Annotated in this window: 10 protein-coding genes and 1 tRNA gene; 1 reads left to right on the forward strand and 10 read right to left on the reverse strand. The window is 36.6% G+C overall.

The window, feature by feature from the left end:
- Nucleotides 1–72: 72 nt before the first annotated feature.
- The 8 genes from Q0871_RS12370 to Q0871_RS12405 form a co-directional block, all read right to left on the reverse strand.
- A complete protein-coding gene (locus tag Q0871_RS12370; protein ID WP_299323814.1) occupies nt 73–1,227 on the reverse strand; it encodes a glycoside hydrolase family 5 protein in 1,155 nt (384 codons plus the stop codon).
- 512 nt (nt 1,228–1,739) lie between these two features.
- Nucleotides 1,740–1,813, reverse strand: a tRNA-Pro gene (locus Q0871_RS12375).
- A 173-nt stretch (nt 1,814–1,986) separates the two neighbouring features.
- Nucleotides 1,987–2,898, reverse strand: coding sequence for an alpha/beta hydrolase (locus Q0871_RS12380; RefSeq protein ID WP_299323819.1), 912 nt, complete (start codon nt 2,896–2,898; stop codon nt 1,987–1,989).
- Nucleotides 2,899–2,913: 15 nt separating this feature from the next.
- A complete protein-coding gene (locus Q0871_RS12385; protein ID WP_299323822.1) occupies nt 2,914–3,654 on the reverse strand; it encodes a M15 family metallopeptidase in 741 nt (246 codons plus the stop codon).
- 194 nt (nt 3,655–3,848) lie between these two features.
- Nucleotides 3,849–4,670, reverse strand: a complete 822-nt coding sequence (locus Q0871_RS12390) for a sugar phosphate isomerase/epimerase (RefSeq protein WP_299323827.1) — start codon at nt 4,668–4,670, stop codon at nt 3,849–3,851.
- 11 nt (nt 4,671–4,681) lie between these two features.
- The gene (locus tag Q0871_RS12395) at nt 4,682–5,404 is read right to left on the reverse strand and encodes a gluconate 2-dehydrogenase subunit 3 family protein (protein WP_299323831.1); all 723 of its coding nucleotides are present in this window, start codon (nt 5,402–5,404) and stop codon (nt 4,682–4,684) included.
- A 4-nt stretch (nt 5,405–5,408) separates the two neighbouring features.
- On the reverse strand, nt 5,409–7,130 hold the full coding sequence (locus Q0871_RS12400; RefSeq protein WP_299323835.1) for a GMC family oxidoreductase: 1,722 nt from the start codon (nt 7,128–7,130) through the stop codon (nt 5,409–5,411).
- A gap of 130 nt (nt 7,131–7,260) precedes the next feature.
- Nucleotides 7,261–8,640 (reverse strand): sialate O-acetylesterase, encoded by a 1,380-nt coding sequence (locus Q0871_RS12405; protein WP_299323839.1) that lies wholly within the window; start codon nt 8,638–8,640, stop codon nt 7,261–7,263.
- Between the two features lie 143 nt (nt 8,641–8,783).
- Between Q0871_RS12405 and Q0871_RS12410 the strand changes: the two genes are divergently transcribed.
- The gene (locus Q0871_RS12410) at nt 8,784–10,157 is read left to right on the forward strand and encodes a Gfo/Idh/MocA family oxidoreductase (protein ID WP_299323844.1); all 1,374 of its coding nucleotides are present in this window, start codon (nt 8,784–8,786) and stop codon (nt 10,155–10,157) included.
- A gap of 1 nt (nt 10,158) precedes the next feature.
- Here the strand turns inward: Q0871_RS12410 and Q0871_RS12415 are convergent, their stop codons facing one another.
- Entirely contained in the window at nt 10,159–11,175 is a 1,017-nt protein-coding gene (locus Q0871_RS12415; RefSeq protein ID WP_367275148.1) for a LacI family DNA-binding transcriptional regulator, read from the reverse strand.
- Between the two features lie 158 nt (nt 11,176–11,333).
- On the reverse strand, nt 11,334–12,659 hold the full coding sequence (xylA, locus tag Q0871_RS12420; RefSeq protein ID WP_299324766.1) for a xylose isomerase: 1,326 nt from the start codon (nt 12,657–12,659) through the stop codon (nt 11,334–11,336).
- Between the last annotated feature and the right edge of the window lies 1 nt (nt 12,660).

Consider the following 12,660-nt stretch of genomic DNA (forward strand, 5'->3'; position numbering starts at 1 on the left):
TATTATAAATATCAAAATGAAAACAAATAATTTTCATTTTGATATTTTTTATTCAATTAGTTTAATCATCTATCACTTCGTAGCGTTGACAATAGCATCTGCAATTTCGGGGTAAACCCATTCGAGGGTATTTCTATTGAAGATGCCGAATTCATCGGCATTGCCGTTATCCCACCAAATGGGACAAATACCGCGTTCAGCACATAACTCAGCATAATATTCGGCATGAGCCAAACGATCCGCTTCATTGTTTGCAAATGTAGAACCCCATTCACCCATTACTACTGCCCTACTATCATTCTCAAACTTATCTTGAATTGTATTAAACTCTTCAGTTAGCTCTGCTTTATCAGCATCTGTACCCCAAGTTGGGTCAGTTCCTGCTAAAGAGAATAAATATGGGGAATAACTATGAATTGATGCTATTACATTTTCATCATTATTAGGTACTTGATAATCTTCTAGTACGTTTTTGCCAGTGCCTGCGGCATAAGTAGAAACCATAATTTTTCGGATTGCATTGTTGCCTTCCGTAGCACGGATTGCATCAACACTTACTTGGTGATATTGATTTACAACATCTCTACCTTCGGCAGTGCCACCTTCCCATTCTTCAGGAGACCCTTCGTGGCGAGGCTCATTTAAAGTTTCAAAGATTACATAATCTCCATAAGGTTTAAACCTATTAGCTATTTGTGTCCATGTTTTTATTAATCGATCTTTTACTGCCGTTGCATTTTCATACGTAGGTATGATCCACTCATCATCATGATGAACATTGATGATAACATACATGTCATTATTTAAAGCATAATTTGCAATATCTTCTACCCTATCTAACCAGTCAGATTCTAAAATATAATCTGGTGCTGCGCCTGTATGAAACCTCCAAGTAACTGGTAATCTTAAAGTTTTAAATCCTTTTTCAGAAATCGCATCAATCATTGCCTTGGTTGTAAAGGGATTTCCCCATGCTGTCTTATCTACATCTTCAGTATCTAAAGTATTACCCAAGTTCCAACCAGAACCCATGTCCAACACAAATTCTTTGGGCGATATATCTCGCATATCACCATTAATAACTTCATTTGGTATAACATTATTTTCAGGTGTTTCTACGCTGTCTGTACCTTCTGAAGTACTATTATTTACTTGATTTTCTGAACTAGAGCATCCTATTAAAATAGTAATACTTAAAAGAAATAAAAACGGGGAAAAATTTTTCATTTGTGCCTACTTTTCCAATGAACAAATCGTGTATGCTTACTACTACTACTACAGTAGTAATTTGTTTATATATCAATGGAATATAAGCAATTAGAAAATAAAATACTATTCAAGATAAATACATCCCTTTTAAGGCTTCCTAAACTAAAGTAGGATTTACATAATCCTAATAAACCCTCGTTGCAAATGATAAAGTGAAGGCTAACGCCTTCTCACTTTTTTTGATTCCAATCACTTACATAAGCAGGACAAAAAAGGATTTACATAATCCTAATGAACCCTTGTTGCAAATAACAAAATAAAGGCTATCGCCTTTTCATTTTTTGTTTCCAATCGTTTACAAAAACAAGAAAAAAAAGGATTTAAATAATCCTAATGAACACTCATTGCAAATAACAACATGAAGGCTATCGCCTTTTCATTTTTTGTTTCCAATCGTTTACAAAAACTATGTTTTTGACACTTTTGCAAACAAAAAATGAACTGTTCTCACAGTTCATTTTCTTATTCAGTCGGGATGACAGGATTTGAACCTGCGACCACTCGACCCCCAGCCGAGTGCGCTACCGGACTGCGCTACATCCCGAAATATTAATGGAAGATTATCTTCCTTATTTTATATATTTTTAAACTATCTAAGATCCACTGTAGTGCAGTTTATCCTGAGCGTAGTCGAAGGGCTACATCCCGAAAATTCCGATTGCAAAAATAGAAAAGTTCTGTAAATTAAAATCTATCTTTTCCTAAAACTTAAATTAGTTATCTCAACGAAACTATCCAGTCTATCATTCTATCTCCCCAATCTTTCAAATGCTCATTATGCAAACCTAATCCGAATCCGTGACCGCCTTTTGGGTAAATATGCATCGTTGCAGAAACCCCTTTATCCTTTACCGCTTTATAGAATAACAAGCTATTTTCTACGGGTACTACAGTATCATCTGTAGCATGGAGTAAAAAAGTTGGTGGCGTTTGTTCTGTAACTTGTTTTTCATTCGAAAAATAATCAACCATGTCAATCGTTGGGTTCTCGCCTATTAAATTATTCTTCGAACCTTGGTGTGTCATTTCGCCAAATGATATTACAGGATACCCCAATGCCATAAAATCTGGTCTAGCACTTTCATTATCAATATCATCAACAGCTTTATACACTTTTTCGTTAAAATGTGTTCCTAAGGTCGATGCTAAATGCCCGCCTGCTGAGAAGCCTATTATTCCTATTTTATCCGACTCAACATTAAATTTTTCTGCAATATTTCTCACCAACCGTATAGCTCTCTGAGCATCTATTAGTGGTACATATTTTTTATCTTTTTGAGAAACATCAGAAGGCAAACGATACTTTACCACCACCCCTGCAATTCCCTTACTGTTAAAGAATTTTGCGATATCTGTACCTTCCCAATCATAGGCAAGTATACCATATCCTCCTCCTGGAAAAATTAAAACTGCTTCTCCTGTTGCATCTCGTTTTGATGGTAAATACACCTCAATAGAAGGGACTTGAACTTTGCTAATTCGCAAAATTTCATTTTGTTCATGTACTTCCTTTTCTAAGCTCTTTATCTGGTTAGGAATTTTATCTTTTGGCCATAATTGCATAATGGTATCTTGGGCAGCGGCATCACCCATAACAATCAGCATTAATAACAATAGTGTGTTTTTCATATTTAGTCTACTAGGTTATTCGCAATCCCATTTAAAGTCGGCTATAGGGTCATGAGATGCTCCTTGTAAATTATAATGCCACCACTCTGTTCTGGTGGACCAAAAGCCATGTTTTTCCATGGTTTCCTTGAGCAACTTTCTGTTATCTAAAATTTCCTGAGATAAGTCAAAATTATCGTGATAAGCACGTTTTCCGAAGAAATCAAAATCAGATGGCATTTTTACTTCTTCTCCATCTAAAGTAACCAAAGTAATATCGACAGCCCCACCCTTATTGTGAATAGAACCTTTTACCGGGTTGGCTACGTATTGCGGATTAGGGACTATTTTCCACATTTTATATTGTACAGAATTAGGTCTATAGCAATCATAAAATTTTATTTTTACGCCGTGCTTTTTAAATTCTTCATTTGCTTTTAATAATGCCTTTACAGTTTTTGCCCTGGTATAGCATTCACCACAATCATATACCTGCTCTTTTAAAAAGTTATTATCCGTAGCGTATCTTAAGTCATACGCAAAGCCATCGCTATAGTCTGCTAATCGAACGAATGTAGTATCTGCAACACCTTCTAAGCTTTTAAATACAGGTTTCTCTACTTTAGGTTCTATTATCGAATCAACCACAATCTGACCTAAGGGCTCATGTTCTGCTGTGGTCTCTTTTTTGGAAGTTTCAGTTTTACAGCCAACAAGTGTAATTATATTTAAAAATATAATTGATATCGTCGTTTCTAAAATTAATGTCTTTTTCATTTATAATTAGTTATAAGTAAGAAACTTATATTTTTTTGCAAAATCGTTTCATGATAATGAAAGTAAAAATAACACTCTAAAATTTTATAATAAGCAATTACATAAGAAACCCCATAATCATCAGTTCTAGAGCCACAAAAAAACCTCCTATTAAATTAAAAATAGAAGGTTTTGCATTCAAGTTGGTTGTTGGTTTACTTCAAGGTTTTTAAATACACCAAGCTCTTTGGAACTTGGGTAACGACATTTTTAGATTCATCTTCTATAAACATGTATTCAATACCTAATTTTTTAGCCTCGGCAACTATGCCAGCAATATCTATTTGTCCAGTTCCTAAGACAACATTGGTATTATCTTCTTCGTGACCTGTATTATTACCTTCAATCCCTTTTTCCATATCCTTCAAATGTAAAAGGGTGAATTTCTTCGGATATTTCTTCATCAATGCCAACGGATCTGCACCACCATGTTGCGCCCAGAACACATCTAATTCAAAAGTAAAGTCTGTTGCATTCTTAGCCATGTAATCGAATAAGGTACCACTTCTATAAGGTCTAAATTCATACCCATGCGGGTGATAAGCCAATACGAGTCCGTTTTCTTTCAGCTTCTTACCTGCCTTATTGAAAACTTCTGTAGCATGTTTTGTTTCTTCTAAATCCCATTTATTATCATCGTGAGGTACCCATGCACACATTACATATTTAGCCCCAAAATCTTTGGCATTTTTTATGACCTTGTCTACATCATTCTCCAAGTCCTCGAACCCAGTACCTACACTCACCATCTCTAAATCATTTTCAGCTAGTAAAGCTTTAAAATCTTCCAATGGCATATCATAAGTTTCGCCACCTTCGATTTTGGTTATTCCCCATTCATTGATCAACCCTAGAGTGTTAGAAACATCCATTTTAAATTGATTTCTAAGGCTATACAACTGTAAACCTACCTCTTGGGCCTGTGTTAAAAAACCACTACCCAAAAGGATAGTGGCAATCATTACTTTTTTTATCATCGCTATATCAATTACGTAAGTAAATTTCCTTCATCATCCCATTCAGCCATTACGTTACGCTGACTTTGGTCTACACATTTTGCAATCCATTCTGGATCATAAGCGACACCATGTTGATCAAGTACATCTTGGGGTACACCGTCCCACACATTAGGTGAATTTCCTTTATATCCTAAATCTGCAATACCTACTTTAGAAGTATAATACCCCGTAACGGTTAAGCCACGCATAGTATAGAAAAATTGAATTTCTAATGGTTGCTCGCTTAAAGGTTTCTCTGTATCATGCCAGCAAATTTCATCGCAAATCTGTTTTTTCTGCTCTAAGGTAGCCGACTTAAATTCAGTACCAAATTCAGTATTGCTCTTATGATCTAACCACATTAGTCCTCCTAATAGTGTAGGAGCCATTTCTGGAATATCTTTACCCATAAATTCTACTAGCGCTGGCACTTCTGCCTCTATAGGACCACCATGTGGCTCTTTTGGAGGAAGTATCACTACGCTTAAAGCTGCAATAGTTTCCATCTCATGCTCGTTGAACAATTGCTCTGCATTTAATTTTTCTATACGATCCAATTCTTCTGGCGTTCTACCAAAATATTTTTCGCTACTTGCTACAATATCTTGATCTACAGATTCGCCATTTTCAGTCTTACATGAATTGAAGACCAGCCCAGAAGTTGCCGCAGCACCACCAAGTATTAAAGTTTGTAAACTCTTTCTTCTATCCATCATCCTAAATATTTTGTGCCTTTAATTGTTCAATGATATAATCTGATGCTCTCCATGAAAGCGCCATAATCGTCCAAGTACAGTTCTTATCTGCTTGAGATACAAAAACCCCTGCATCTACTATAAATACATTGTCTGCATCATGTAACTGCTGAAACTTATTGGTCACCGATGTTTTAGGATCATCTCCCATTCTGGTTGTACCTACCTCGTGAATAATCTCACCTGGTTTGTTTAATCCGTAATCTTTATCCTTTCCTGGCTTATCACCTAAATAGTGACCACCCATGTTATGAATAATCTCCTCAAAAGTATCTTGCATGTGCTTCGCCTGATTTACTTCGTATTCTGAATGCTTATAGTTAAACTTCAAAACCGGTATACCAAATTGATCTACTGTTGTAGGGTCGATTTCACAGTAATTATCTTTGTAAGCGATCGCTTCTCCACGACCACCGAATCCTATAACGGAACCGTAATATTTCTTTACATCATCACGTAAGCTATCTCCATATCCTCCTGATTTTAATCCGAAGTATTGGTTCATGGCATTCGGGTCCCAACCAAAACCGTAGTTTGGCTGACCCATACCACCCCAAACTTCTATGTGATATCCTCTGGGGAAATTTAATTTAGAATTATCGCCCCACCATGGTGAGTAAACGTGCATACCACCTACACCATCTTCATTATAAGATGTCTTTCTGTTCATTAAACCTGGTATTACACCCGATGCACTTGATCCTGTTGAATCATGTAAATACCTACCAACAAGGTTACTACTATTACCTAACCCATTAGGGTGTTGCTTACTCTTAGAGTTTAATAGTATACGTGCAGAACTACATGCAGATGCAGCCAATACTACCACTTTACCTCTAAGTGTATATTCTTTTCTATCTTCTTTGTTGATGTAAGATACACCTGTTGCTTTACCTTCTTCGTTGGTAAGAACCTCACGTACCATTGAATTCACAAATAATTTCACTTGACCGCCACTCTTTTGAGCCGGAAAGATCAAACAACTACCTGCTGAGAAATCGGCGTAAATTTGACATGATCTACCGCATTGTCCGCAATAGAAACAAACGCCACGATCTTCATTAATTCTTTTGGTCAACATTGAAAGTCTCCCCGGAATTACCGGTATGTTCGACTTCTTTGCCCCGTTGATATAAAACAACTCGTGCAATCTTGGTTTCGGGGGAGGAAGAAAGAATCCGTCAGGATCGTTTTCTCTACCTTCATTGGTGCCAAATACACCAATTAACTTGTCTAATTTATCGTAATATGGTTTAACATCTTCGTATCCTATTGGCCAGTCATCGCCATGACCATCACGGGTTTTTCCTTTAAAATCTTTTGGTCCGAAACGTAAAGAAATACGTCCCCAGTGATTAGTTCGTCCTCCAAGCATTCTTGCTCGCCACCATTTAAATTCAGTACCTTCTGCATGTGTATATGGCTCTCCTTCTACTTCCCAATCTCCCCATGACATATCCCATTCACCAAAAGCTCTATCTGTACCTGCTCCTCTTCTTGGAGAATCATATGGTTGTTTTAATTGCGTCATGGTCTTTGGATCAGCTGGATCAAAAAATGGACCCGCTTCAACAACAGCTACATTTAAACCTGCATCTGCCAATTGTTTGGTAGCCATACCACCACCAGCTCCTGAACCTACGATGATAACATCAAAGATTTCTGAGGATTCCTTTATCTGCATAATTTGAAATTAGTTATTGATTACAATTTAATTCTTTATTAAAATAAGCACCTTGTTTTTAGCTGAATAACCATCGTTACTGGACGGACGGATATTTTTTAAGCACAATTGTCCGTTTTGGGAAATTTTATTATTCACTTACAAAGGTTGAGGCAGGCAAACCAGCGGCATTGAACAAAGTACCTATGTCTGTACTTTTAAAAGCATATCTAACCCCTGTCGGATTCTTCACTTCTTTTGAGCTTACTACTACTTCATTATTCTTCAGTTTTGCCTTCGCAGAAGACCACTCTCCTGCTGCATTTGAAACTTCAAAAAGTGTTATTTTCTTTCCTTTATTATATAATCCGTCAGCGTTGCTGAAGTTCACTTTTAACTGATTGCCGTCTACTTCAAAAGATTCGTAAAGCGGACCATATACTTCTGTATTGGCTAATAGACCGTAGTGATTTTTAAGTGCAATATTCGCCAATCGTAAACCTACATCTTGTTTGTTTAAAGGATGAATGTTTTCGGTCGTACAGATATCACTCGTCATAGCCATACCTGTATTTTTCAACGCCAAAGTTTTTTGCTGCTGGTCGCGTACCATACCACCCGCAAACTCTTGGTCATATTTAAACGGAGCTATTTGTACGTAGTAAAACGGAAAATCGTCGTTCCATTCTGTTCGCCAAGAAGTAATCATTTTACTAAAAAGTTCATGGTAGCTTTCTGCGTTTGCTGTATTGGCTTCGCCTTGATACCAAAGTGTACCTGCAATTTTAAACTTGGTCAAAGGTGCTATCATGCCATTATACAGAGTAGATTTCTCTACCGTCACCCATTTATTAGTCTCGACCTTTTTGTGAGCTTCGACCAATTCGGGATAGGCTTTAAAAACAGCGTCTGGTGTCCAAACCTCAGCACTTGATGCACCCCATGCATTATCTATTAATCCGATGGGAATATTTAATTCTTTTTGAACTTTTCTCGCAAAGAAATAGGCGACAGCACTAAAATCTTGCATGGTTTCAGGTGAACAAGCTACCCAAGTTCCCGCTACATCTTCTTGAGGATATTTAGCTGTTCTCTTCGCAACCGTGAACAATCGGATATTTGGGTAATTGGCATTCTCGACTTCAAAATCTCTATTTGCGATTTTACTGTTTGCACTCCATTCCATATTACTTTGCCCAGAGCAAAGCCATACCTCACCTATCAAAACATCTTTTAAGGTTATTTCGTTTTTACCACCCTTAAAGATTATTTGAAATGGTCCGCCTGCTTCGGGTGTTTTTACTGTAATCTCCCATTTTGCATTATTGCCTGTTTTGACGGCAACGGTCTCATCGTTCCAACTTGTATAAATCGTAAATTCTTCGTTTGGATCCGCCCAACCATACAACAACACATCGGTCTCACGTTGCAATACCATTTCATTTGAAAATATCTTAGGCAGTGTAATTTCAGCCTTGGCAAAAGTTGTTACCAAAAGGCATAACATAATCAGTATAAAACGTAAATTCATTGTAGTTATAAAATTTTGATTTAAATATACCTAAATATGCCTCACATTAACAAATTCACAATCATTGAATGCTATTTTTAAAGGATTTTACATATTGTCTCTTATATTTATGATATTCATAATCTACTAAAAATCAACTTACCATGTCTAGCCAACCCCAATCCATTAAAAGACGAAATTTTATTAAAGGTGCTTCGGCATCTTTACTATTTACTTCTTTACCCGCCTTCGGATTCGAATTTTTCGCTAATGAAAAACCGAAAAAAGTAGCACTTATTGGTACTGGTTGGTATGGTACTGGCGATTTATTGCGTCTTATCCAGGTAGCAAATGTAGAAGTGGTTTCGCTTTGTGATGTTGATACAAATCAATTAAATACTGCGGCAAAGTTAGTTTCTGAGCGGCAAAAAAATGATAAAAAACCAAAGCTATTTACACATTATAGAACTATGCTGAAAAGCGACAAATTAGATATTGTTCTTATTGGCACACCCGATCATTGGCATGCCTTAACCTGTATCGCAGCACTAAAATCTGGAGCTCACGTTTATGTTCAAAAACCGATTAGCGTTGATGTTATAGAAGGCGAAGCAATGGTCGCTGCTGCTAGTAAATATAACAAAGTGGTTCAAGTAGGTACACAGCGAAAAAGTACGCCGCATCTCGTAACAGCTAAAAAACAAATTATTGATACGGGTTTGCTTGGAACTATCGGTCACGTAGATATGAGTTGCTATTACCATATGCGCGCAAATGGTAATCCGCCAGAGCAAGAAGTGCCCGATTTCTTTGATTATGAAATGTGGACAGGTCCCGCACCTATGAGACCTTACGATGGTCTGCCTCATAAAAGATGGTGGCGTACATTTCGAGAATATGGAAACGGAATTACTGGTGATATGTGTGTACATATGCTAGATACCGTTCGTTGGATGCTTGACTTAGGATGGCCAAAACGTATAACTTCTGAAGGTGGAATTTTTGTTCAGAAGGATGGAAAATCGAACATATCTGACACACAATCTGCCGTATTCGAATATGACAATCATAATTGCAATTGGCAGCACAGAACATGGGGAAATCCAGATGATGCTGATTACCCTTGGGCTTTTAAAATATATGGATCAAAAGGTGTTCTAAAGGGTGATGTCATGAAAGCTGAATTTGTACCCGTAGATGGTAATGAAACTATTCGTTTTGATGTTGTTTATGAAAAAGAGAAATATCCTGAAGACTTATCTGAAAAAGACATTGAATTGCATGCCGCACCCGCTACTCGTAAGCATATGATAGATTTTTTGAATGCTATACAAAACAATACCAAGCCTGTTGCTGATATTGAAAACGGACACATTTCTACCGCTAGCTGTATTTTAGCTAATTTATCGATGGATCTAAAAAGACCTTTAGTGTATGACCCACAAAGTAGAACGGTAATAAACGACCCAGAAGCTACTGCATTATTGCAACGCAATTATCGTGGACAATGGGTGCACCCACAACCAGATACGGTGTAAATTATTGTAATTTTTTGGTGGAATCTCTTACTAGCAAACTAGTTTTCACGACCTTAGTCTCGTAAGGCAAACCAGGGTTTTTAATTCTGTTAATCAATAGTTTAGCTGTTTGCTCGCCTATATATTTACCATGCTGACTTACCATTGTCAGTGACGGAGTTACGTATTTTGACAACTGCCCGTTGGTAAAGCCAATTATTGAAATATCATTTGGTACGTTATATCCTCTTGCCTTGACTACTTCTAAGACTTGAACAGCAATTAGTTCATCGATACCTATAATCCCATCTATAGTTTTATAATTCAGTAAAAAGGACATCAATAAATCTAAATCATCTTTTATGGTGAGGTTAATAACCAGCTTTGGATCAAACGGAATATCTAATTCTTCCAACGCTTTTTTATACCCCAAAAGTCTTAATTTACCAACGCTTGAACTCGAAATAGGATTTACTACCGCTATATTTTTACAGCCTATATTTATTAGGTGCTTGGTTATTTTATAGCCTGCCTCTAAATCGTCAACAACGACTTTATCACATTGCACGTTTTCTGAAACCCTATCAAAAAGTACTACAGGAATATCATTATTAATAACATCTATTAATGCTTCATGCGTGTCTTCATTCTGGCTTTCTTCTGCTAAAGACATGATAACACCATCTACAGTACCTGCATCAAAAAATTCAAGTGTTTTTGTTTCTTTGGCTTTAGATTCGTTGCTAATACAACTAATAATATTATAGCCACTTTCATTGGCCACTTTTTCAATTCCGTATAGCACCTGAACAAAAAAGTAGTTTAAAATATTGGGCACGATTACACCAATAGTCTTGGTGCTCTTATTCAATAAATTAAGTGCTAGCCGGTTAGGCTTATAATGTTTCTCTTTAGCGTATGCCTGAATCTTTATCTTTAGGTCATTACTAATTTCGTGACTATCATTTATCGCTTTAGAAACGGTAGAGATAGAAACACCAAAATGCCCAGCTATATCTTTTAGAGTTACTTTTTTCATAATTAATACTACAAAAGAACAGATTTAAATTGACATTTAAATAATTCGTAAAAGCAAACTGTCCCTAATGGTAAACCAAGGGACAGTTATTTTCATATTTTATAAAAACCATAACCCAAATCACCAATGATTATTGGTTAGAGTTGGTGAGATACAATTTATATGTATTGATTGATGATGTTCTCAAACAATTCTTGCTTACCACTCTGTAATTCTAACTCGCCATTTTCTTTGGCGATATTGTAAAGATCTTTCATATCTAACTTACCGTTTTCAAAATCTTTTCCCTTACCTGAGTCAAAAGAACTGTATCTGTTTTCACGTAACTTGTTATATGAAGATGATTCAATAATTTTATCTGCAGTGATCAAAGCTCTTGCAAAAGTATCAGCACCACCAATATGTGCGTGGAACACGTCTTCTAAGTCCGTACTATTCCTTCTTATTTTAGCATCAAAGTTTACTCCACCACCTTGTAATCCACCAGCAGCTAAGAATACCAACATTGCTTCTGTTGTTTCTTGAATGTTATTTGGGAACTGATCGGTATCCCATCCATTTTGGTAATCACCTCTATTGGCATCTAAACTACCTAACATTCCCGCTTTTGCTGCTACAGCAATTTCATGCTGAAAAGTATGCTGCGCCAACGTTGCATGGTTCACTTCGATGTTCATTTTAAAATCGTTCTCTAAACCATATTCTTTTAAGAACCCAATTGCAGTAGCACTGTCAAAATCGTACTGATGCTTCATTGGCTCCATTGGTTTCGGCTCTATAAAGAAGTTTCCTTTAAACCCTTGGCTACGAGCATAATCTCGTGCCATAGTTAAAAACTGACCCATATGATCTACTTCGCGACCTAAATCTGTGTTCAACAAAGACATATAACCTTCTCTACCTCCCCAGAAAACATAATTTTCACCTCCTAAAGCAATTGTAGCATCTAAAGCCAATTTAATTTGACCACCTGCTCTTGCCAATACATTAAAATCAGGATTGGTAGAAGCACCGTTCATATATCTTGGGTTTGAGAAACAGTTTGCTGTACCCCAAAGTAATTTCTTACCAGATTCTTTTTGCTTTTCTTTTAAGTAGTCAGTAATCGTCGCTAATTTTTTTTCAGATTCTGCAAATGTTGACCCTTCTTGAATTAAATCGAAATCATGAAAACAGTAGTAATCAAATCCTATTTTATCAAAGAATTCAAAAGCAGCATCTGCCTTGTCTTTTGCTGCTTGTATGGCATCTGAAGATTTATCCCATTCAAAACTCTGTGTACCGGGACCAAATGGATCTGAACCTTGACCACAGAAGGTGTGCCAATAGGCCGTTGAAAACTTAAAGTGATCACGCATGGTTTTACCAGCCACTACTTGATCCGGATTGTAATATTTAAAGGCTAACGGATTGTCAGATTCCTTTCCTTCAAATTTAATTTTGTCTATTCCTTTAAAATATTCCTTGTTTGCCATTATGTTGATT

The sequence above is a fragment of the uncultured Maribacter sp. genome (assembly GCF_947500985.1).
Classification (GTDB): domain Bacteria; phylum Bacteroidota; class Bacteroidia; order Flavobacteriales; family Flavobacteriaceae; genus Maribacter.

Bases quoted from the DNA above. Each gene is read 5' to 3' on its own strand.
- Q0871_RS12405 (WP_299323839.1), bottom strand. From the start codon at position 8,640: ATGAATTTACGTTTTATACTGATTATGTTATGCCTTTTGGTAACAACT.
- Q0871_RS12390 (WP_299323827.1), bottom strand. From the start codon at position 4,670: ATGATAAAAAAAGTAATGATTGCCACTATCCTTTTGGGTAGTGGTTTT.
- Q0871_RS12395 (WP_299323831.1), bottom strand. From the start codon at position 5,404: ATGGATAGAAGAAAGAGTTTACAAACTTTAATACTTGGTGGTGCTGCG.
- Q0871_RS12410 (WP_299323844.1), top strand. From the start codon at position 8,784: ATGTCTAGCCAACCCCAATCCATTAAAAGACGAAATTTTATTAAAGGT.
- Q0871_RS12400 (WP_299323835.1), bottom strand. From the start codon at position 7,130: ATGCAGATAAAGGAATCCTCAGAAATCTTTGATGTTATCATCGTAGGT.
- Q0871_RS12370 (WP_299323814.1), bottom strand. From the start codon at position 1,227: ATGAAAAATTTTTCCCCGTTTTTATTTCTTTTAAGTATTACTATTTTA.
- Q0871_RS12415 (WP_367275148.1), bottom strand. From the start codon at position 11,175: ATGAAAAAAGTAACTCTAAAAGATATAGCTGGGCATTTTGGTGTTTCT.
- Q0871_RS12380 (WP_299323819.1), bottom strand. From the start codon at position 2,898: ATGAAAAACACACTATTGTTATTAATGCTGATTGTTATGGGTGATGCC.
- Q0871_RS12385 (WP_299323822.1), bottom strand. From the start codon at position 3,654: ATGAAAAAGACATTAATTTTAGAAACGACGATATCAATTATATTTTTA.